Origin of the sequence: Xenorhabdus sp. PB61.4, from assembly GCF_963894935.1 — a bacterium.
Taxonomy (GTDB): Bacteria; Pseudomonadota; Gammaproteobacteria; order Enterobacterales; family Enterobacteriaceae; genus Xenorhabdus; species Xenorhabdus stockiae.
This window is the reverse complement of the sequence record NZ_CAWQJR010000187.1, coordinates 1-19,661: the sequence shown is the minus strand read 5'-3', so window position 1 is coordinate 19,661 and position 19,661 is coordinate 1. Positions and strand designations below refer to the sequence as shown.

Below are 19,661 nucleotides of genomic sequence, written 5' to 3'. Positions count from 1 at the left end.
TTCATCAACGGTTAATCGTTCTGGGAATCGGACTTGACCGACTTCGGCAACAAAAAATTGACCACCTCCACACTGAGATTAATCAGATCACCGGGTGACATCATCATCAGGTCATTCTTGGTCAATGCAGGAGTGGTAACACGTGGCAGAATCAGCAACATAGAATCCACATCCATTTCCAGCAGTGCCTGTAAACGAGCACCGCGCAGCGCACCACTGGTAGGTTTACGTACCGTCACTTCCGTGATTTTTCCGTTGCCTCGCGCCAGTGGAGCTTCCAGTTCGATTGTGCGCAGATCTTCATTTTGAGTTTTCAGTGCTTCAGTCATAATTCAACCTTGTTTATCCGAGTAAAAACCTGCCTCAGCCGAAAATATGCTGGGTGAGACAGGGAATAAGTTTTGAAATTTGCTAATTAAAAGAGCGATTAAAACAGACCGATAGCGCGGCGATGCTGTGCCAGACGATCTTCTCCGCCCACTTTTTCAACCATGTTGACGGTATCGATTTCAATCAGTTCCTCGCCATCCCAGGTCAGTTTGAAGTAAGTGTTTTTAGCGGTAATTTTGGTTTGTGTGTTGTCGCCTTGTTTATAAGTACCGTGATCGAACTCCTGGAAGCGGCCACGCATCACAACTTCAACTGCAACCACATCACCCGTGTCTTCGCGCTCAAAAGAGCCGGCAAAGCGCAGCATGACGCCATCCACTTGTGCAATGCCCCACTGTTTGTACAGCTGAGATTCGATCCCGCCCAGAGTGAATTCCGCATCCAGTGCGCCTTCATCCAGACCCAGATCCACCATTGCGCTGCCGTTCATACCGGCACCACGATAGGCTTCCAGTTTGCGGCTCAGTTTAGGAAGTGTCAGTTCTTCCACGATACCCTGATAGTTGTTGCCATCGTTGAACAAGTTCAGGTACTTAAGTTTGCGAGGTAATGCCATCAGTTAGCCCCTTATTTATTGATACTTTTCGCGAAATCCATCAGGTAACTATCTGTAATACGCTGGCGTAACATCATGTTTTCCAGTGGTGGTACAGGTGTATAGTCGTAGTCGATGGTCAGTTTGCCTGCTTTCAGGGTGTCTTTATCGTTGATTTTGTCGTCATACCAGCAACGACCATCAATAATGTAACCACCCGCTTTCAGTTCGCGGAACTTAGCATTGATGCCTTCAATAATGTCGCGTACCAGTGATGGAGTCAGTGGCTTGTCGATTGCCCACATGTGTGCGTCAGCCATGGTGTCAGCCAGAACCTGTGCGGTACGGGTATAGCTTTCGAACTGGAACAGTGAATCCTCCGCACAAGTACGGGAACCCCAGAAACGGAAACCATTTTTGCGGATCAGGGTAGTAACACCACTTTTGTTCAGCAGATCAGCATCAGTCGCAGTATCTTGTAGATCCCAGAAGACATCAGCAGACAAACCAGTCACACCGTTAACACCAACATTGGACAGGGTTTTATGCCAGCCGGTTTCTTCGTCAATTTTGGCGCGCAGACCCAAAGCACGAGCAGTTGCAAACGCGATAGATTCGCTGTTAGTAACAGTATCCCAGCTCAGGAAGTCAGGCCAAATCAGCATCAATTCACGTTGATTGAAGTTGTCACGATATTTGATAACTTCAGAGATATTTTTGCAGCCATAAGCGCTGACATACGCCATTGCTTTCAGTTTCTGGGCAACGCTTGCCAGTTCAGCAGCCACTGCTTTTGAATCCAGACCCGGAACACCCAGAATACGTGGTTTAACACCGAGCTGGCTTTGTGCCGCCAACAGTGCCTGCATACCGGTTTTCTTACCAGCTTCGGTAACACCACCGATAATGTTAGAAATAGTTGCTTCTTCAGATTCGCCCTCTTCCACACGAACAACTACAGTCACAGGCAGAGCCTGAGCAGCGATTGCTTTCAGTGATGCGGACAAAGTGCCTTTTTGCCCAGCTTTGCCACTGGCGCTCATAACGTCAGTAAGCAGAACCGGAGTATTTAATGGAAATGTTTTTGCGTCTGCGTCAGGACCAGTACAAACCATACCAACGATAGCAGTGCTAACGGTAGTGATGGTACGAGTACCTTCGTTAATTTCCTGTACACGGACTCCGTGATGATAATCTTGTGCCATATTAGCGTTCTCTCCTGTTAAGGTGTGGGCATATATTGGCGGATTAAGGCTGTAAAATCATTCTGTTAGGTATGTGTGACAGGAGGTACAAATTGGTTGGGATATTTTTGTTTTAAATCAGTTGGTTGGATTTTTAGGTGTGCAGCAGGTAAAAAAATCCGTCCTAGTGGACGGTTTATTCAGGAGTTATCAGAATAACTCGCTGTGTGAGCCTAATCGGGCAAGCTCCAAAACGGTATTACCAACTTTTTTGTAAATCAGCAGTAGATCTGGGTGAAGATGGCAATCTCGGAAACCCCGCCAGTTTCCTTTTAGTGGATGATCGACGTATCTTGGCGGGATTGGTTTATCATTTATCAGTATATCCAGTATTTCAACTAAACTTTCATCGATAGTTGCACGATATTTACCTTTCTTCACGCGCTTATAGTCCTTCTTGAACTCAGAAGAACGACTAATCTTCCTCATCATTGTTTAGATCATCCATGAAAGCAGAAACACTATCAAACGTTTTACCATTCCCGCTTTCAAGCTGTTTAATAGCAGCTTTTGTGCGAGAAGCATTCCGGTAATGAGTACCTTTCACTTTGAAGGGTAGTGTATTTTTTTCCGCTACCTGTACCATCAACATGCGAATAGCATCGCTTACTGTCAACCCCATAGATTGGAGTGCAATAGTTGCAAGTTCTTTAGTTTTAGGGTCAATTTTCGCCCTGACATAAGTTTCATTAGCCATAAAAACCCCCTCTTTCTTTACATAATAGCTATTGATTGTAGTCCCACTGTAGTCACATAACAAGACTAAAAAACGTGCTATTTCTGGAGTTATGGCAAATGAGAATTTTTTACTCATACACTGTGCAAGGTGAAAGAAAGCACTAAAAACAACCATATTTTGTTTGTATTTTGTTCTTTTTGTCTAGTGTTTCTATAAATTGGAATATTGGATATTAAGTGAACTATAAAATGTGTATGCTTTTGCTTATTACTTTTTTGGTTATTGCCTTTCGTCCGCTGTTATCAGTCTTATCATGTATTCACATAGTGTTCTATAAAACCTCGGGTTAACGGAAACCGTTAATCTGGCTGCTGGGGCATTATCCAAATCTATTGTTAGAGAAGTGGGAAATGGCGGTACATTCGAAAGTTGTAATACAGCAGGGATATACAACATAGCTATTTCTGATACCTCAACAGTATCAGATTTCCCTAAAGTGAATGGAAATCCAATTTACGGCTATGGCATGATGATTGTAACTGTGAGTCATTCGAGTACTTCACAATTTTATATGTCACACAGCGGACACATGGCTGTTCGCCAGTTATGGTATCCTAGCAAGGAATATTCTGAATGGAGTGTTCAATATAGTTCTGCAAATAAGCCCTCCGCCGCAGATATCGGGGCATTTCCTAGTTCAGGGGGCAAAATTACTGGGGTTATCCATGCCGATAACTGTATTATGGGCAAAGAGTTATGGGAGAAAGATCCTAATACAGGTAAAGAAGAACGGGCTTATACCCCGTTTAATAAACCCTCTGCGAGCGATATTGGAGCTATACCAAACAATCAATTAGCTTTTCTTGGTAATGGCGGCAAATTTCAGGACTGCTTATCGAGTGGCTTCTATAGAGTAGGAATTGAAAATATTACTACCGTCACTGATGCCCCGAGCGAATTATATAGTTACGGCATACTAGAGGTGCAGAATAGCAGTGGTGTTATTTCTCAACGCTATGTTTCTCACACCGGACAAATAGCTATACGTCAATCATGGGATAATGGTGTTGAATGGGAAGGATGGAATATGGTTTATTCGTCCACATTTAAACCTTCTGCTGCCGATGTTGGTGCATTTCCGATAACTGGCGGGAAATTAAATGGTGCGATAAAAGCGTCTGGTATTGTTGGATGTCAAGGAGATGAAAGACAACATTTTGCATTCTTCGATGATGATGGACAAGCACGAGCATGGATATATAAAGACAAAGGTGGCGATGGACTGCGTATTAGTAATGGTTACGATGGTGGAGGGGATTGGATTTTTGCTAAAAATGGAGAATTAACTTGTCCTGGTGCAGTAAATTCTTATGCAAGGAATACTATCCGGCATAGTGGATATGGAAGCATCAAATTTTTACATCAAGATACGAAAAATTTTATATTGTTAGAAACAACTCAAGATGGGAAGGCTATTTATTTTGTTCAACGTAATAACGATGACAAAAATCAGTGGGTATTACGTTTTCCTCAAAAAGATGGAACTGTTGCTACGTTAGATGATAGTTATAATAAATCCGAATCAGATAACCGTTTTATTCGTTTGAATAATAATACTAAAACATCGGGATATATTTTATCTAAAGCCGCTAATCTCTATGACGATCCTAGTTCACGTGATTTGGGACGCTCAGGTTTTTTAAGACCTAATGAAGGTTTAGAAAAACTTGGGGCACTGGCAATTCATGTAGCTCATCCTTTAGTTGATGGGCCACAGCACGCTAGAGGAATTTCTTTTGATTACGGATATAAAACTGGTCCATTTGGTATTTCAACCTATGCTTTTGATGAAGATGGTAACTTTAAGGGAAGTAAACGAATATTAACAGAAGAGGATGTTCACTCATTAACTAATATCCCTGTTGGAGTTCCTTTGCCGTGGTCTCATGTAAACCCACCTGAAGGCTATTTTGAATGTAATGGTCAGCAATTTAATACATCCCAGTATCCTAAATTAGCAATGGCGTACCCTTCTGGTGCTGTACCCGATTTACGCGGTGAGTTTATTCGCGCTTGGGATAGTGGACGTGGAGTTGATAATGGGCGTGGCTTACTAAGTTATCAATCACCTACGTTAATTAGAACAGCAATCCTTGATTATGTGGGGAATGATTCTCATGGAGTTCATGCAGCAGCTATCGGTATCCCTTTTGATAATGCTGATTTTACCACTCAAACACAGCCTGATACGGCAAAAGCACCAAATAATCAATCTATTCCCGGTGGGAATGCTGATTCAGGAATACCGGGAACAGTTTCCACCGCAGCTTTAGGATCATCCACAGTAGCTTCATGGTGGTTTAGCACCCGTCCCCGTAATATCGCATTTTTATATATAGTGAGAGCAGCATAATGAAATATACAACAGATCTTAAAACACCAAAATTTGATGAAAATGGTTTTGCGACTTCTAATGGCTGGGTAATGGTTTATCGGGCTAATACCGAAACAAAAGAATATATTTGTGCAGATATGGAACGCACTGTGATTGGTGTCAGCTTATCTGCTGGCGCATATTTGGATGAACCTGAATTACCTGATTCGGCTGATATTGCTGTGTGTCGCAGTACCGATGAAAAATCATGGGTTAATATCCCTGATTATCGTGGAAAAACGGCTTATCATATTAAAAATAAGCAATCTCAGAAAATACAGGTAATCGGTGAGCTACCTTCTGAATTGACTCTATTTGAGCCTAAGACTTCATTTGATAAATGGGATGGAAAGCAATGGGTAATTGATCTTGCCGAAAAACAAAAGCATGACTTACAACAAGTAGAAGATCAAAAACAATCTCTGGTACATGAAGCTGAACAAAAAATTATTCAATTGGAACGTAAAGTTCGGCTTGATATGGCTTCACAAGAGGAAATGTCACTATTACGTGAATGGGAAGTGTATAGTATTAAATTGATTGAACTTGATATTTCAGATATCAAAAAAATTGATTGGCCTCAAAAGCCAGAATAATGATCAGGGGCATTATGCCCCTGTAATTATTTTATTTTTGGTTGTTCGGGCCATGCTATTTTAGGTGCAATGCTGCAATCAATGCGATTAAGTTCTACTCTATATTTTCTCCATTCATTTAACATGGACTTTTCTTCAGTTGTACTAATGTCTAGATCAATAGCATCTTGAAGAGGAGAAATGATATCTTTAGCGTACTCCATTAATTTTTTCTTTTTTACTTCTGCTTGTTGACACAGTTCTTTTTGAGTTGGTGGGGGAATATTTCTCCAAGCAGGTAAACCATTTTTCCCAGCAGCACGAATCTTGCCTTTTGGGGCGATATTACTTACAAACTCTGAATAAATCTCATCATTGACTTCAATACCATCATCTGGCCATGATCCAGCATTAATATAATCTTTTTTTAATATAGTAGGGTAGAATGCATTATTTTTTGCGCTGTAAAAGTACATAATTAATATCCTATTGCAATCCAAGCTGTTGGCAAATTATAGTCTATGGTTACTCTTAATGTACTGTTATCTACCAACATGACAGAAGAAGAGACATCATCATCTCCGTAATGTATAGCTTTATAAACAGTACCTACAGCCATTGCTCCTGTAGTAGGAAAAGGTATAGGTAAAGATACATTGGTTGTACCACTGCGACCATGAACTACTCCCCACTGAATAATCATCCCTGTATCGCCACATTTCCACCAACCGTTAGGCTCTTTTTGAGCTGTACTCTTATTTGCTGTTATATCATCTAATGTAGCGGCACGAACCCAACTACCATCAGTTCTACGCTCCCAAAGTTCCTTTCCACCAATCCAGCCAGTTGCTTCAATATCACTGGAAACATCAACTTTTCCTTCTATTCTCCCACCTGTTTTAGGATAAGCATTCTTAGCCAAATTGATGGTTTCTGCATAATCATGGGCATAAGGTAGAACAGTATCATCATATTCTGCTCCTAATTGAGGGTCATCAATGGCATAGGATTTTACCATCCATTTAATTTCAAATTTATTGTATGGCTGTATTGATTGATGCGCTTCTACTTCTCCATCTTCACGAGAGTAATTAATATCGGAAAAATTACTGGTGACATGATAAGTTAAACCACCTCGTAAATAACAACCGCTCATTACAGGTGATTCTACAATACTGCCTGATTCTACGCCGCCATAAAGAGGATATGTATCGTCTATTGGTCGTGCAATGCTCATCATTGCATAACGAATATTTTTCACTGTATTACGATAAGTTTGACGAATGCGTTTAATATTCAGATATTGTGCGTCTCCCCCCCATCGGGTATCTCCGCCTTCCATTTGTAATAACAACCCTGCAAGGTGTGTTACATCTTTCCCAAACGGATTTTTATCTCCCCGATTTTCGGCATAATTACGATGTATGGTTAGCCATGGATTAGCACCACTATCGTTATGAGGAAAACGCCACCATACGGGATAATAACGGTCACTGCTCAATCCGGTCAGGTCAATGGTGGTGTTAAAACGCGGTTCAGCCTGAATTTCTGCTGCACTGGGTTTATTCTGGGGAGTGTATGCTCGCACCCAACCACCATCAGATTTACGCTCCCTCAATTCTTTACCACCAATCCAGCCAGTTGCATCCACATTACCTGCCACTTGTCCGCCAGTTATTGGTAATGCACCAATATCAGCAGCAGAGGGTTTATTTTGTGGCGTATAAGCCCGCACCCACTCACCATTAGGTTTTCGTTCCCAGAGTTCCTTGCCACCAATCCAGCCAGTTGCTTCAATATCGCTGACAACATCCACTTTGCCTTCGATTTTCCCACCAGTTTTAGGGTAAGCATTTTTTGCCAGATTGATGGTTTCAGCATAATCATGGCCATAAGGCAGAACGGTATCGTTGTATTCTTTACCTAATAGAGGATCATCAATAGAATAAGATTTCACCATCCATTTAATTTCAAATTTATTATGAGGTTGTATTGATTGATGTGCCTCTACTTCTCCTTCCTCACGGGAATAATGAATACCGTCAAAATTACTGGTGACATGATAAGTTAAGCCACCCCGTAAATAACAACCACTGAATACAGGAGATTGAACAATATCGCCAGATTTTACACCTTCGTAAAGAGGATATTTATCGTCTATTGGTCGTGCAATACTCATCATACGATAATGGATACTTTTGACCGTATTACGATAAGTTTGACGAATGCGTTTAATATTCAGGTATTGAGCATCTCCTCCCCATGCAACTTCACTGCCTTCTATTTGAAGTTGAAGCCCCGCCAAATGTGTGACACCTTCTCCAAATGGTTTTTTTTCCCAATCTTCAGAGTAAGTACGGTGTAGGGTCAACCATGCATTGGCTCCACCGTAATTATGTGGAAAGCGCCACCATACGGGATAATAGCGATCACTGCTCAACCCAGTCAGGTCAATAGTTGTATTAAAACGGGGTTCAACCTGAATTTCCTCCGCTGTCGGTTTATTCTGAGGACTGTATGCCCTTATCCAGCCACCGTCAGCTTTACGCTCCCAGAGTTCTTTCCCTCCGATCCAGCCGGCTGCTTCAATATCGCTGGCAACATCGACTTTGCCTTCGATTTTGCCGCCGGTTTTAGAGTACGCATTTTGAGCTAGGTTTCTGGTTTCCGTTAACCCGAGGTTTTTTACAAATTCGTCTTTGTTCAGAATATCCGCGCCATTTTTATTTTTCTCCAAACGCGTATTCGCATTATTATTCGCCGCATTAGCCAGATCATACGCCGCTTTCACCGCTTTCGGTGTTGCTGCATGGGTTTCGCTATTGCTGTCTACCGCGCTGCTCAGGATCACAAATCCTTTTTCTTTCAGCGTTGCATCCGGGTGGTTACGGCTGTTCGCGTGTTTTGTGATGGAATTATCCACATACTCACGCGTTGCCAGAACAATGGATGGATCAACTTTCAGCGTGACTGCATTTGCGCTACTGACAATCAGGATCATTCGGATCGTCTGAGTACGGCCGGAACCTTCCTGTAATTGCGGTTTGTAGGTTTCTGCGCAGTTACCTACTGCAACCAGAACGCCATCTTTGTCATACAGACCGATTTCACGGATCCACCAGCCACCTTCGGCTTCAGGAATAACCTGTTCCGCGATAATCTGGTTGGTGTTTTTCGGATCGATGCTCAGCGTATTAATTGCTGCCCGGCGTTTTTCATTAATCAATTTGGTTTGTTTGGTATCCGGTACCGGCAGGCTGCCACCACCATCACCAACGGCCATATGGGTAATTTCAATTTTCGTACCCAGTGCCGCAGCATTTGCCAATTTATCTGCGCCTAACTGTGTCAGCAGCGCAAAATATTTGGTACTCATGGTCTAATCCTCATGTTGTCAATAATATGTACCCCTGCGCCCACAATTTCTGAGCCGGATACGGTCACTTCTTTCGGGAAATAGGGGTAAACGGTTAGTTCGTCACCGCTGTAAGTCGCTGCCGAGTAGTGATATCCACCACGGGTATCAAGGTTGATATCCAACCCGATTAAATGTCGGCTCACTGGCTTGGCGTCGAAAATCAGTTTTTCCAGCTCTTCGAACATTTCATGGGTAATACCGCTCTCCAGAACACCGATATCCAACCGGAAGGTGCCCGGTGCATCGTTGGTCTGCCACCACTCTTTAACCCGAATGAGATAACCCAGCGGTTCAATCACCCGTCGGATTGCCCCAATTGTTCCTTTATGTTTATGCAGGAATAGTGAACCTTTGATCACTTCCCTTTTGATGTTCTCAGGCCAGTTCTCGTCCCAGCGATCTACAGACCATGCCCATGCCAGATAAGGCAGTAACGAGGCCGGACAAGTGTCCGGGTTCCACAGCTCACGCAATGGGATTTTGATCTTCTGCAACTTGGCACAGGCTTTCGCCGCAGCCAGTTCTAACTGCGTTGAACCCATCGGCAGAAGGCGATCATTCATCAGAGCCTCCCATTGTCAGCGTGGTTTTGGTGCAGTAAGAAGCCTGTGTTTTATCCAGCACAACATCTTTCAATGGCGCTTTCAGTTCTACACGCTGGACACCTTCTACATGCAAAGCGGCATAAATCGCAGATAAACGAATGTCACGCCCCAGACGATGCTGCGCTTCGACATAATGTTTCAGCTTCTGCTCCGCTGCTTTGCGAATAGGTTCTGACTCCGGTGTCGGGAAGATGTACAGCACTGCGTCAATTTCATATTCCACGATTTTTGCTGACTGAACTTTCAGGCGATCAGCCACAGGACGGACGTTTTCGTCGTTCAGGGCTTTTTCGACAATTTCCAGCAGCTCTTTGGATGCAACGCCTTTGTCTTGACGGGACATAATCGTGACTGTGACGTTAGCCGGTGACGGGCTGATTGCCGAAGCATCTGCGACACGGCCATCCGCACTGCGGGCATGAAATTCATAAGCCCCCACCGGACCTGCAACGCTCAGGCCTTCAAAAGCCTGTGGAATTCGGACACGATAATCATTATCAGACTCCATCACAGCCGGAGTCGGCGGGACGGTTGAGTTATCCGCAGAACGCAGAACCATGCGCGATACGTTGTTATTCGCACCCAGCTGATCCAGATCGCTACCGGTTGAATAGGCCACCATAACCGCGCGGGCAGCTTCATTAACGCGCTGGCGCAGAAGCAGTTCGCGATACACATTCTCTTCCAGCAATTTCACCAAAGGCTCGGATTCAAGTTGCAGTGTTCGTGCAATGGCATCCTGTTGCTCTTCGGGGTAAAGCGAGATTAGGCCTCTTTTACGCTCTTCTAACAGTTGTTCGTAATCCAGTGGCTCAACCACATCCGGTGGTGGTAACTGGCTTAAATCGATTGTTGGCATTGCTTACCTCACCGGAATTGAGAGTGAAAATTCTTTGGCGGACTGGTGATAAGTACCGGTAATATCCACCACCATTCTGCCGTCCTGTAGGGTTTCCATCGTGATTGACGTCAGCGTCACACGTGGCTCCCAACGGCTGATTGCGGTATAGCTGGCCGCCATAACCTGAAGTTTGATTGCCGGATTCTGTGGCCAGTCAATCAGTTCAGGCAGTAACGACCCGTAAGTACGACGTGCAATACGACTGCCGACTGGGGTCAGTAAAATATCGCTGACGGATTGCCGGACATGGTCCAAATCGCTCAACGCCCGGCCTGTCTGCCGGTTCATCCCCAGATACATCATACGGGGCCTCCTGATGTGTCACGGCCTGACTGGATGCCGATGTGTTTATGGGAATCCACGATCACGCCATTGGAACTGAATGTGCCGCCGGTGTGTTCAATATTGCCCGTCATTTTGCCGCCGTTGCGCACAATCAGATTTCCTGTGCTCATCAGCTGCGTACAGATGACTTCCGGTGTATCCAGCGTAATCCGGGTGCTGGCAACACAGGTGATTTCCGGCGCAGTAATATGGACGGAATCCGATGCAGTCACTGTCGCGGTTTTGATGCCAGTCACAGTTAATGCACCTGATTGCGGCTCATACTCCATCACTGCACCATCCGGAAACTGAACATGTGTTGCTTCAGGAGACGTTGATGGTGCCGGAAACTCATCTGAAAAAATTGCTGGCAATACAAAGGCGGTGGTCAGTTCGCCGCCTATGGACAGTAATAAAACCTGCTCACCGACACTGGGCGCCCACCATGTGCGGGAATTTCCCGCTCTGGATGTCAACCAGTGCAGCCAGTCGGTTTCGAGATTGCCTGTCGCGACCCGGCATGTACCCTTTGTGGTATCCACTTGGGTAATCACGCCTGTTCGGATCAGGTTGCGCAATAAGCGCATCAGTTCAGTGAGTTGTGTGTTCATGGCGTAAGAATGCCATGAAAAATTGGGGGAAACATTAAACTAGGCTTGTAGGAACAGACATACAAAACGGCAGATAAAAACCAATTAAATCAAAAAAATAAAAGCCTTTTCATCCTGAGATAAAAAGGCTTTTATAGGTTCTGTGAGAAGCCATGTTCAGTTGTTCAAAGTGGCTACGATTTACATTGCCTGACCACTTCACGGACATACTGTTGCAGATAATCTAATTTGGACTGGTCACTGATGATCCCTGCTCGGATATCGTAAATATCGCGTCCAGCTTTTGCAGTGAGTTCGACTTGGGTTCCATCGCCCATGCTGCGGGGGCCGGTATCTCGCTTTTGGGTGAGCTGACAGGTAGCAAGGTTGGCGGCGGCGATTTGCACCCGGCGATGACCAGCGGCAATATCAGCACGCAAAGCGGTGTTTTCTTCAGTAACATGAGCTAGTTTTCCGGAATAGTATTCATCTAATTGGGCGGCTTTACTCTGAGCATCTTTCATCTTTTGAATAGCTGACAATGTTTCCTGATTCGCTTTCTGATGAATGGCAACAACCTGAGCACTATGCTGTTGTTTAAGGTTCGCAACCTCACCAAGGAACAGTGAACGATGCCCCCACCAGCCAGTGCATCCTCCAATGACAAAAACGGCAATTAACGATATTTTCTTCATTCCTCCAATCCCCAACAAACCAACTCAGATTCCTGTTCACGTCGTAATACCTGCCCATAACAGCCATTCGGCTGTCCTTTGGTTGCCCGGCAATCTCGCCCGCCATCGTAAATCCAGCGTTTAATCTCCTGACAGGCGCCTTTTTTATCTCCGGCATTGAGTTTGCGATAAAAGGTTGAGGAGAAACATTTTGAGGGACCGATGTTATACGGGCAAAAACTGGCAATTCCCGCAATTTGTGGCTCGGTCAGCGGAACATGAACGTTCTTTTTCACCCAATCAATCGCTTTGTCAGCTTCAACCCGGTTCAGCGCTTCACATTGCTCAGCAGTCAGTTGCATCCCTTTATATACCGCCTTTCCATCAATACGCGTCACACCCCGGCATATCGTCCAGATACCACCGGCATCCTGATAAGCTACAAGCCGATTGCCCTCTTTCTCATCAAGAAACTGGGAAAGAATGACCGAAGAACTGGCGCCACCGATAATCAGGCCAATGAGCAACCGGCTGAGTCTGGTTTTGAGATCCTGCATATCACAGCTCTTTTGGTGCGTTATGTATCAGCTCGCTGACGATTCTGGCTGATTTAGATGCAGGCTCTACCTCCAGATTTTCCAGAATATCTTTTAAGATTAAAGTGCGTTTCATCTGCTCACGTCGATTAAGACGATAAGTCAAAATACCGAGAGAAATGCTGGCTAATACTCCCAACAGAAAACTCAGCTCATATAAAGAAAGACCGGAAAAAATGGCGGTTGTGCTGGCACAGGCATAAGTGGCATGGCTATATTTATCCATTCATGCCCCTCAATCCCAAAGCTGAATCATAGGCTTACTGGCAACGGGCACAAAATCCGGCATTTCAACTTTTGTTCCATGAGGCAATGTCGCGCCAAAATCAGCCAGCCCCGGATTTGCCTGCAATACACGCTCCGTCATACCTAAAGTCCGGCCATAATGACGCCAGCACAAAGCGTCTACCGTTTCGTTTTGTTGTGCAATAATTTGCATATACTCTCCTTTTATTTGCAGAAAATAATCGGTAAATCGGAGAGTTATGATCGAATAATCAGCGAAATGCCTCAATGAAACGGCATTGTTGGGGAAATAGCACAAATGAAGGGCAATTTTGCCAGATGGGATTTATTTTCACTGTTCAGGAAAGTATAAGGGCAGGGGATAATCCCTGCCCTTATACTATTTAAATTGCTTATTATCCGTTTATTGGAGGGTTCAACCCATCAGGCCTAATCCGATAACCAACTATCGTCCTCCCAGACACTTTGGATCAGTTCCATGATTTGATCATGGTCACTACTGTTTTTACTCCCTGTCACTTTTACGGACGTGTTGCTGCTGAGGGCAATTCTAAAATTAGTATCAGGATACTGTGGCAGTATTTTCTTCTTTAACTCGCTTTCAAGTGCAGACATGACTGATTCAGAAACATTAGCTCGCTTATCGAAAAGTATTTCAACTCGCATCATTTTCTCCCGCTAAAACCTATTCTTTTACCGAACCCGAAGTTTTTCAATCATTCATTATCTAATGATTTGTTTTTTAAAAAATTATTATAACCACTGAGACTTTTTTCATAAGGCGCAGATAACTCTGCTATCCAGACCAGTGCCAGTTCTTTGTCTTCTGCCTGATTGCATTCACAACTTGTTGCCATTCTGGCAATAAAATTAATACGTTGTGCTACCAATGATTCCATAAGAGAGTCCACTGATATGTCCGCCTCCACTCTATAACTGTATATGCATACAGTACACCTAATTAGTGAAAATTTAAAGTAGTTTTTTCCTTTCTTAAAGATAAAAATTGATAGTTAAAAACTATTATTTATTTCTTTCATGGAAACTTTTATCTAAAAAATAACATTTATCAAAACCATTTCACATCTATATCACAATCTCGTCTTCCCTGTCTATCCGTACAGTTATTGACAGAACTCCAAGAGGGCCATTTTTTGTGTCGTTTATAGACAATCCGCTCTGATGTAGCTGGCGCATCAGATTTCGGAACAACTGTCCATTGATGGATCCGTGTACAGATATATTTTTCCTGACTGAGCAACGATGATGTCACTCCCTGAATGGAGTGAATATCTTCACCATAAGGGCTACCAAAAGGGATATGCTTATAAGCGAGCCTGATAACCAAATCACGACGGGCAACCCATGGCCCTCCCTGAGCCTGAATATAAGCCGCCCAGTTTCCCTTATCCGCAGCCTGTAAAACGTCATTCATTTTATTATCAGGTAAATGAACTTCTTTAAGTCGACGTAGTTCTCGCCAGACAGAAACCGGAGCACCACCAATTTGTTGAAATTGTCGAATTCGCCAACGACTCGCCCAAGCTGTTACTGATTTAGCCATATCGCGCAGTGATCCTCCCGTTTCATGATCAATTTCATCTTCCAGAGCATAACCATCAATATTTTTGGAAATGTACTTTGCGATATAACCTGTCGCGCTACCTTGATTAGGATCTATCACCCGGTAATCAAAACGAGATTTTTTATCATGGTTACGCAGTAACTCTTCCTTTTCTTCCTGACAAGAGTAGTGTTCAAGGATCTTTCTGACTTGTGAAGCATGTTCCGGCAACATAAACAGCAAAATGTGCCAGTGTGGTGTCCCGTCATGATGGGGTTCAACAACCCGAAAGCCAAACAGCTTAATACCCGCACGGGCAATAGCTGCGCGAGATTTTGCCCATACACTGCATAAATAGCGCTGAGTATCACGGGGAGTTGCACCTTCCCATTTTTGGACAAATCCCCCTCTATGCCTGACTGCATGGTATTTTGCTGGTGCAGTGATAGTATAAAACTCGCCTACACACCCCATTTGATTCGCAATATCTTCGAAACCGCGCATTCTGACCATTAACTCGCAGCGACGAATAGCAGGATTAGCATTACTGTGAACGACGGTCTCAGCTAATGAAATCCGCTCTCCTGCTTCATTTTCTAAATCAAAATGCTGAAAAAACTCACGATTGCGCCGCTTTTGTTCCAGCCATTCGCGTAAAGCCAGTAGTGAAACATAAGGCGAGGCTGCGTTCTGTACCTGTCCAACTGCAATTGCCATATGCTCGGATTGAGTATCCCGCAAGCGTTTTAAGCGAAAAGACCACCAGCGTATGGACATCATGCGCAACATGCCGGCGCAAAGCTGATCAACAGACAGTGTTTTTCGCCCATAATTGAACTGCCGCCAATAAGGGGGATGAATGCCACATTGCAAAGTCAGCTTTGCCATTAATTGATATACCTCAGTCATGTGAGAAAATCGTGCTGATTCACTCATCACTGATTCAGTCTGAACTTGCTGCACTTCCTGCCGGTTAGAAGAGTCATTCGTAACAGAGTGACTCTGACTCATAGAAGAATAGTGCTCATAGTTTTCTGTAATAAACACGGATATTTCATGAGCAAGCTTTAAAAGCGGTTTACGGCTATAAGTCGCAATATTGCTCAATTGTTCAATAAATGGAAAAGGAGCAATGCCCGATACAGAATGTTTGATTTGATACCTGCTCTTAACTAACTGTAATCGCGGTAATACATTCTGCCCGACGGTTTTTCTCAGGTAAGCATTAGCATCCCTGCGTCCTGATTGCGCAAAGATATCGGCATAACGGTGGCTAAAATGTTTCGCCAGAAAATCCGGCATCTGGCCAATATACTGGTGGCGCCATTGGTGATCTTCTGCGTTAACTTGCCATAACAAACGCTCTGCTGATGAAGCATTCTGCGGAATATTTGGCTGAAACATGCCCGACTGTTTATATGTATGAGCGAAAAGATCACTATTCATCAATGCCACCTTAATTAAGGAAATGTGAATGTCTGGCGTACAAATGCCATCTGTTCAAAAAAATTAGAAAATATTTAAAAGGTGGTTAACTGGGTAACGTTAAATGTCTGGGAAACTGACTAACTACAACCTTAATATGATTCATCGCCTTGATCAGAGAGTGTTTTTCCTCAGAAGTAAACTGGCTGATTTCACTGTCATGGCGAGCACGGGGAATATTTGCCAAATAGAAAATAGCGGATAAAGCCCGCTTGTTCTCTTCATAATGACAATCCCTTTTATCACGCATGTCCGCAAGAAAGCGTTTTAACTCTTTTTCATCATCTCCCCAGTATATTGCTCTGATCTTAGACAGATGGTTCAATCCTTCCAACCGCTGACCGAGGTTAATTTGGGCAAACTTTTCTTTTTCCGTATTCGCCATATTTTCCTCACCCTTTCACCTTCAGAGTGATTATTGTCAGAGCAATTCCTCGAACACCGCTGATATCAGGTATAGGGATTGAAATTTGGATGTTCATGATGCAATATCTCTTAATGGTTTTCGTCTTAACCAATTCGGACCCAATGAAGATCTCATTTCAAGATCTCTCGTGGGATAATAATATCTCTTATCTATACTGTCAATGAAAAATACCAATATTGAGATCAAAATGGGGGCTGATAGTGGTGGGCGACCAGCTATCGAGCGCCTTGTACGCGCGTATGGATTTAAATCCCGTCAGGCTCTGAGTGATCATTTAGGCGTGTCCAAAAGCACAATGGCAAACCGCTATCTTCGTGATAGCTTTCCGGCGGATTGGATTATTCAGTGTAATCTCGAAACGGGTGCTTCACTGCTATGGCTGAGTACAGGACAAGGAGAGATGTTTCCAAACGGCGAAGGGATCAAAAAAACAGAACGATTGGAAGATATCATTGCGCCGTCAATCTCCCGTGTAAAACTGTCAGGAGGTAAACTGAATGAGGCTGATCCGGTTATTCTGGATAGTGAATTGATTTCCAAAGATCTCAGAGAGCCTCTGGTGGTTGATGATGGCATATCCTGGTATTTGCTTGATGCACAAGAAGACACTATTCAGGACGGTTTATGGCTGGTCGATATCGAAGGAATGCACAGCATCAAGAAGATAGCCAAAATCCCTGTCAGTAAAATTCGCGTCAGTGATAATGATGTTACGTTTGATTGTGCTATCAGCGATATTCAATTCATTGGACGCGTGGCTTTAGTGATCTCCAGACAATAACCAGTTACGTAACAATACGTTTTCCATCAAAGTTATCTCTGATTGCCAGAATAACTTTGATGGCGTTTATCATGTTAAAAGAAACATAACACATAAATCTATTCGGATTTATTTCAGTATTTTTAGTAGGTTTCAAGTTACATCGCAGCGACAAAAGTTGGGCATTTCATCCGATACAAAACATGCTCCCGTAGTGGGTTACCTTCCTCAAGAGCCGGATGCATAAATGTTTTTTTATCTCTGACCATTCCCAGCGTTTTCATCACATTTTCTGAACGAGCATTCATCAGGGTGGTAAAAGCTACAATCTCATCCAGTCTGATTTCCGTAAACCCAAAATCAAGAACTTTGCGGGCAGCTTCACTGGCATAGCCTTTACCCCAAAATGGCTTATCGAAACGCCAGCCTATTTCAACGATATGGCTACAGGTAGAAAATGGAAATTCAAGACTAGGTATATTCAACCCAACAAAACCAATAAAGTCACCACTTTCTTTCACTTCTACCGCCCATAATCCCCAACCACCCTGAATCTCAAATTTACGAATACAATTCTCAATCAGTGTGTCGCTTTGTTCTTTTGTTAACGTATTGGGGAAAAACTCCATGACTTCAGGATTACTGTTCAGGCGGTAAAAAGGTTCTCTGTCTTCTTCCTTCCAGGCACGAAGCCATAATCTTTCTGTTTCCAGTTCTATAATCACAATTTTCCCTTATTGATTGAAAATATGGATTTCAAATAGCATCGAATTGATATATGAGGGTCTCACCGCTCATATAACTTAATGGTCTGATTTGATGAATGTAACTAACACATAGATAACGTAAAAGAAGAAAAAATATCAAAACAAAAACTGCCGGAAAGTACAACACGTTCCGGCAGTAATATAGAAATTTTATACCCGGTTGATTTCCGCGAATTGAAAACCGAAGAGTATTTTATCAGCAGATATCAGGCAGTAGCTTTAGATTTTGCCTTATCTCCCGGAGTATCCTTGATGGAAATAATTCGTTCTGCTTCCTGTTTCTTCTTATTTTCTTTTTCCACTTGTTCAGACTGACCGATAAATAATCCGCCACGTCGGATTGACATACTCCCACAACGGCTGATACCCCGTAATTCGCCGTGCTCAAGGATATCGAGTGTTTCCGCACAGCAAGTCCCTTCTACGTGACCATCAATAATAATTTCAGGTGCAATCAACTCACCTTCCACTTTACCGGCGTGCATAACACGAATAGCCCCGCCTTTTACGCGAATATTCCCGATAATTTTTCCCCAAATCTGGATATCCCCTTCCATCTCGATATCCCCTTTGAATACGGAATTCTTCGCGACAATCGTATTAGCGCGGGCTTCAGTGCCAGAGATTTTTTTCTCTTCAGTCTGTACAGGAGGAGTGATTTGTGTGACCGGGCTGGCAGCAGATGCCTCAGTTTTTTTTCCAAACATAGCTTTCATTCTCTGTTTCATATTAGTAAAGTAAAATACCAAGGCTAAAAAAGATAAAATTGCTGTTATGGTACAACCAATATTGTTGCCATATACGTACAATCCCAGTGTAATAGCCCAAGCGAGCCATAAACTGTATAAAAAAGCGTTATCTGAAAAACGATACTTTTCCATATGTTTCTCGTTCTTGTAATCTTTTATCTTTCATCAGCAAATATATCTATGTCTCTATGCCTTAGTGGATATAGAAGAAAGGCGATGAAAATACATCCTAGCATTGTACCAGTATAAAAAACAATCTACGAAGCTATAACAGAGGTATTTATGCCGTTATTACATGGATAACGTTACCAACAAAGGTTAATAGTCTGAATTATCGATAGTTTGTCTTTAAAATCCAACACAGGGAACTCATTTTGATAGAAATATTTTGATATCTGAAATATAAGAACCATATAAACTAATAAATATGCAACATCACCAAACCAATAGTTAACAAAATAACATCATATGTAATACAGTTCATTTATATTTCATTACAGGATATGTAATTTTAATTAGAGAATTGCACCTCAGCTAACCTACCTGAATACTTATCTGACCGTGAAATTATCGATTTAAATTTACCCAATATAAATATATTGGACTTTAACTAATTGAATAGATGAAAGTTCTATCATTTCTTCTGTTCTGCTAACCTATTAATAAATAAATTTAAATCTAAATTTTTAACATTTAAA

At 43.0% G+C, this 19,661-nt stretch carries 24 protein-coding genes and 1 pseudogene; 3 read left to right on the top strand and 22 right to left on the bottom strand.

What is annotated here, in order from left to right; genetic code table 11:
* Window positions 1-11 precede the first annotated feature (11 nt).
* From AACX68_RS15780 to AACX68_RS15760, 5 genes are all read right to left on the bottom strand, one after another.
* Window positions 12-329 (bottom strand): phage tail assembly protein, encoded by a 318-nt coding sequence (locus AACX68_RS15780; RefSeq protein ID WP_099121949.1) that lies wholly within the window; start codon window positions 327-329, stop codon window positions 12-14.
* A gap of 98 nt (window positions 330-427) precedes the next feature.
* The gene (locus AACX68_RS15775; RefSeq protein WP_038265769.1) at window positions 428-946 is read right to left on the bottom strand and encodes a phage major tail tube protein; all 519 of its coding nucleotides are present in this window, start codon (window positions 944-946) and stop codon (window positions 428-430) included.
* A gap of 11 nt (window positions 947-957) precedes the next feature.
* The gene (locus tag AACX68_RS15770) at window positions 958-2,130 is read right to left on the bottom strand and encodes a phage tail sheath protein (RefSeq protein ID WP_228859736.1); all 1,173 of its coding nucleotides are present in this window, start codon (window positions 2,128-2,130) and stop codon (window positions 958-960) included.
* Window positions 2,131-2,319: 189 nt separating this feature from the next.
* Complete coding sequence (locus tag AACX68_RS15765) at window positions 2,320-2,598, bottom strand: type II toxin-antitoxin system YafQ family toxin (protein ID WP_228859744.1); 279 nt, start codon at window positions 2,596-2,598, stop codon at window positions 2,320-2,322.
* Window positions 2,585-2,866: a type II toxin-antitoxin system RelB/DinJ family antitoxin gene (locus AACX68_RS15760; RefSeq protein WP_228859735.1), complete on the bottom strand. Its 282-nt coding sequence runs from the start codon at window positions 2,864-2,866 to the stop codon at window positions 2,585-2,587. Before AACX68_RS15760 ends, AACX68_RS15765 begins: the two co-directional genes overlap by 14 nt.
* Before the next feature lie 571 nt (window positions 2,867-3,437).
* Between AACX68_RS15760 and AACX68_RS15755 the strand changes: the two genes are divergently transcribed.
* Complete coding sequence (locus AACX68_RS15755; RefSeq protein WP_339389361.1) at window positions 3,438-5,261, top strand: phage tail protein; 1,824 nt, start codon at window positions 3,438-3,440, stop codon at window positions 5,259-5,261.
* Window positions 5,261-5,878 (top strand): tail fiber assembly protein, encoded by a 618-nt coding sequence (locus AACX68_RS15750; RefSeq protein WP_228859733.1) that lies wholly within the window; start codon window positions 5,261-5,263, stop codon window positions 5,876-5,878. Before AACX68_RS15755 ends, AACX68_RS15750 begins: the two co-directional genes overlap by 1 nt.
* Before the next feature lie 26 nt (window positions 5,879-5,904).
* On the opposite strand, the gene AACX68_RS15745 is transcribed toward AACX68_RS15750, so the two are convergent.
* The 15 genes and pseudogenes from AACX68_RS15745 to AACX68_RS15680 form a co-directional block, all read right to left on the bottom strand.
* Window positions 5,905-6,333 (bottom strand): tail fiber assembly protein, encoded by a 429-nt coding sequence (locus AACX68_RS15745; RefSeq protein WP_228859732.1) that lies wholly within the window; start codon window positions 6,331-6,333, stop codon window positions 5,905-5,907.
* Between the two features lie 2 nt (window positions 6,334-6,335).
* Window positions 6,336-8,036, bottom strand: a complete 1,701-nt coding sequence (locus tag AACX68_RS20200; protein WP_445286294.1) for a gp53-like domain-containing protein — start codon at window positions 8,034-8,036, stop codon at window positions 6,336-6,338.
* 561 nt (window positions 8,037-8,597) lie between these two features.
* Window positions 8,598-9,233: pseudogene (locus tag AACX68_RS15740) on the bottom strand (phage tail protein); the annotation flags it as partial.
* Window positions 9,230-9,838: a phage tail protein I gene (locus AACX68_RS15735; protein WP_228859731.1), complete on the bottom strand. Its 609-nt coding sequence runs from the start codon at window positions 9,836-9,838 to the stop codon at window positions 9,230-9,232. The gene AACX68_RS15735 and the pseudogene AACX68_RS15740, both read right to left, overlap by 4 nt.
* Window positions 9,831-10,739: a baseplate assembly protein gene (locus AACX68_RS15730; RefSeq protein ID WP_228859730.1), complete on the bottom strand. Its 909-nt coding sequence runs from the start codon at window positions 10,737-10,739 to the stop codon at window positions 9,831-9,833. The genes AACX68_RS15735 and AACX68_RS15730 overlap by 8 nt, the downstream gene beginning before the upstream one ends.
* Window positions 10,740-10,742: 3 nt before the next feature.
* Window positions 10,743-11,084 (bottom strand): GPW/gp25 family protein, encoded by a 342-nt coding sequence (locus AACX68_RS15725; protein ID WP_099123496.1) that lies wholly within the window; start codon window positions 11,082-11,084, stop codon window positions 10,743-10,745.
* A complete protein-coding gene (locus AACX68_RS15720; protein WP_228859729.1) occupies window positions 11,081-11,716 on the bottom strand; it encodes a phage baseplate assembly protein V in 636 nt (211 codons plus the stop codon). The genes AACX68_RS15725 and AACX68_RS15720 overlap by 4 nt, the downstream gene beginning before the upstream one ends.
* Before the next feature lie 173 nt (window positions 11,717-11,889).
* Window positions 11,890-12,390, bottom strand: a complete 501-nt coding sequence (locus tag AACX68_RS15715; RefSeq protein WP_228859728.1) for a lysis system i-spanin subunit Rz — start codon at window positions 12,388-12,390, stop codon at window positions 11,890-11,892.
* Complete coding sequence (locus AACX68_RS15710) at window positions 12,387-12,926, bottom strand: lysozyme (protein WP_228859727.1); 540 nt, start codon at window positions 12,924-12,926, stop codon at window positions 12,387-12,389. The genes AACX68_RS15715 and AACX68_RS15710 overlap by 4 nt, the downstream gene beginning before the upstream one ends.
* A 1-nt stretch (window position 12,927) precedes the next feature.
* A complete protein-coding gene (locus AACX68_RS15705; protein WP_099111665.1) occupies window positions 12,928-13,191 on the bottom strand; it encodes a hypothetical protein in 264 nt (87 codons plus the stop codon).
* A gap of 9 nt (window positions 13,192-13,200) precedes the next feature.
* The gene (locus AACX68_RS15700) at window positions 13,201-13,404 is read right to left on the bottom strand and encodes a tail protein X (RefSeq protein WP_099111664.1); all 204 of its coding nucleotides are present in this window, start codon (window positions 13,402-13,404) and stop codon (window positions 13,201-13,203) included.
* 236 nt (window positions 13,405-13,640) lie between these two features.
* On the bottom strand, window positions 13,641-13,880 hold the full coding sequence (locus tag AACX68_RS15695; RefSeq protein WP_339389360.1) for a DinI-like family protein: 240 nt from the start codon (window positions 13,878-13,880) through the stop codon (window positions 13,641-13,643).
* Window positions 13,881-13,927: 47 nt separating this feature from the next.
* Window positions 13,928-14,110 carry a hypothetical protein gene (locus tag AACX68_RS15690; protein ID WP_099123501.1) on the bottom strand — a complete coding sequence of 61 codons (183 nt, stop codon included), beginning with the start codon at window positions 14,108-14,110 and terminating at the stop codon, window positions 13,928-13,930.
* 170 nt (window positions 14,111-14,280) lie between these two features.
* On the bottom strand, window positions 14,281-16,221 hold the full coding sequence (locus tag AACX68_RS15685; protein ID WP_228859725.1) for a replication endonuclease: 1,941 nt from the start codon (window positions 16,219-16,221) through the stop codon (window positions 14,281-14,283).
* Window positions 16,222-16,306: 85 nt separating this feature from the next.
* Window positions 16,307-16,645, bottom strand: coding sequence for a DUF5347 domain-containing protein (locus AACX68_RS15680; protein WP_099123503.1), 339 nt, complete (start codon window positions 16,643-16,645; stop codon window positions 16,307-16,309).
* A gap of 202 nt (window positions 16,646-16,847) precedes the next feature.
* Between AACX68_RS15680 and AACX68_RS15675 the strand changes: the two genes are divergently transcribed.
* Window positions 16,848-17,468 (top strand): phage repressor protein CI, encoded by a 621-nt coding sequence (locus AACX68_RS15675; RefSeq protein ID WP_099123504.1) that lies wholly within the window; start codon window positions 16,848-16,850, stop codon window positions 17,466-17,468.
* A 137-nt stretch (window positions 17,469-17,605) separates the two neighbouring features.
* On the opposite strand, the gene AACX68_RS15670 is transcribed toward AACX68_RS15675, so the two are convergent.
* Window positions 17,606-18,172 carry a GNAT family N-acetyltransferase gene (locus AACX68_RS15670; protein ID WP_228859724.1) on the bottom strand — a complete coding sequence of 189 codons (567 nt, stop codon included), beginning with the start codon at window positions 18,170-18,172 and terminating at the stop codon, window positions 17,606-17,608.
* Window positions 18,173-18,420: 248 nt separating this feature from the next.
* The gene (locus AACX68_RS15665; protein ID WP_339389359.1) at window positions 18,421-18,921 is read right to left on the bottom strand and encodes a bactofilin family protein; all 501 of its coding nucleotides are present in this window, start codon (window positions 18,919-18,921) and stop codon (window positions 18,421-18,423) included.
* Window positions 18,922-19,661 lie beyond the last annotated feature (740 nt).

What these genes read in the sequence shown, in the direction of transcription:
- AACX68_RS15770 (WP_228859736.1), bottom strand. Translation starts at nt 2,130, where the DNA reads ATGGCACAAGATTATCATCACGGAGTCCGTGTACAGGAAATTAACGAA.
- AACX68_RS20200 (WP_445286294.1), bottom strand. Translation starts at nt 8,036, where the DNA reads ATGAGTATTGCACGACCAATAGACGATAAATATCCTCTTTACGAAGGT.
- AACX68_RS15705 (WP_099111665.1), bottom strand. Translation starts at nt 13,191, where the DNA reads ATGGATAAATATAGCCATGCCACTTATGCCTGTGCCAGCACAACCGCC.
- AACX68_RS15735 (WP_228859731.1), bottom strand. Translation starts at nt 9,838, where the DNA reads ATGAATGATCGCCTTCTGCCGATGGGTTCAACGCAGTTAGAACTGGCT.
- AACX68_RS15775 (WP_038265769.1), bottom strand. Translation starts at nt 946, where the DNA reads ATGGCATTACCTCGCAAACTTAAGTACCTGAACTTGTTCAACGATGGC.
- AACX68_RS15765 (WP_228859744.1), bottom strand. Translation starts at nt 2,598, where the DNA reads ATGAGGAAGATTAGTCGTTCTTCTGAGTTCAAGAAGGACTATAAGCGC.
- AACX68_RS15690 (WP_099123501.1), bottom strand. Translation starts at nt 14,110, where the DNA reads ATGGAATCATTGGTAGCACAACGTATTAATTTTATTGCCAGAATGGCA.
- AACX68_RS15665 (WP_339389359.1), bottom strand. Translation starts at nt 18,921, where the DNA reads ATGTTTGGAAAAAAAACTGAGGCATCTGCTGCCAGCCCGGTCACACAA.
- AACX68_RS15715 (WP_228859728.1), bottom strand. Translation starts at nt 12,390, where the DNA reads ATGAAGAAAATATCGTTAATTGCCGTTTTTGTCATTGGAGGATGCACT.
- AACX68_RS15720 (WP_228859729.1), bottom strand. Translation starts at nt 11,716, where the DNA reads ATGAACACACAACTCACTGAACTGATGCGCTTATTGCGCAACCTGATC.
- AACX68_RS15710 (WP_228859727.1), bottom strand. Translation starts at nt 12,926, where the DNA reads ATGCAGGATCTCAAAACCAGACTCAGCCGGTTGCTCATTGGCCTGATT.
- AACX68_RS15685 (WP_228859725.1), bottom strand. Translation starts at nt 16,221, where the DNA reads ATGAATAGTGATCTTTTCGCTCATACATATAAACAGTCGGGCATGTTT.
- AACX68_RS15760 (WP_228859735.1), bottom strand. Translation starts at nt 2,866, where the DNA reads ATGGCTAATGAAACTTATGTCAGGGCGAAAATTGACCCTAAAACTAAA.
- AACX68_RS15675 (WP_099123504.1), top strand. Translation starts at nt 16,848, where the DNA reads ATGAAAAATACCAATATTGAGATCAAAATGGGGGCTGATAGTGGTGGG.
- AACX68_RS15750 (WP_228859733.1), top strand. Translation starts at nt 5,261, where the DNA reads ATGAAATATACAACAGATCTTAAAACACCAAAATTTGATGAAAATGGT.
- AACX68_RS15755 (WP_339389361.1), top strand. Translation starts at nt 3,438, where the DNA reads ATGGCTGTTCGCCAGTTATGGTATCCTAGCAAGGAATATTCTGAATGG.
- AACX68_RS15745 (WP_228859732.1), bottom strand. Translation starts at nt 6,333, where the DNA reads ATGTACTTTTACAGCGCAAAAAATAATGCATTCTACCCTACTATATTA.
- AACX68_RS15725 (WP_099123496.1), bottom strand. Translation starts at nt 11,084, where the DNA reads ATGATGTATCTGGGGATGAACCGGCAGACAGGCCGGGCGTTGAGCGAT.
- AACX68_RS15695 (WP_339389360.1), bottom strand. Translation starts at nt 13,880, where the DNA reads ATGATGCGAGTTGAAATACTTTTCGATAAGCGAGCTAATGTTTCTGAA.
- AACX68_RS15780 (WP_099121949.1), bottom strand. Translation starts at nt 329, where the DNA reads ATGACTGAAGCACTGAAAACTCAAAATGAAGATCTGCGCACAATCGAA.
- AACX68_RS15730 (WP_228859730.1), bottom strand. Translation starts at nt 10,739, where the DNA reads ATGCCAACAATCGATTTAAGCCAGTTACCACCACCGGATGTGGTTGAG.
- AACX68_RS15700 (WP_099111664.1), bottom strand. Translation starts at nt 13,404, where the DNA reads ATGCAAATTATTGCACAACAAAACGAAACGGTAGACGCTTTGTGCTGG.
- AACX68_RS15680 (WP_099123503.1), bottom strand. Translation starts at nt 16,645, where the DNA reads ATGGCGAATACGGAAAAAGAAAAGTTTGCCCAAATTAACCTCGGTCAG.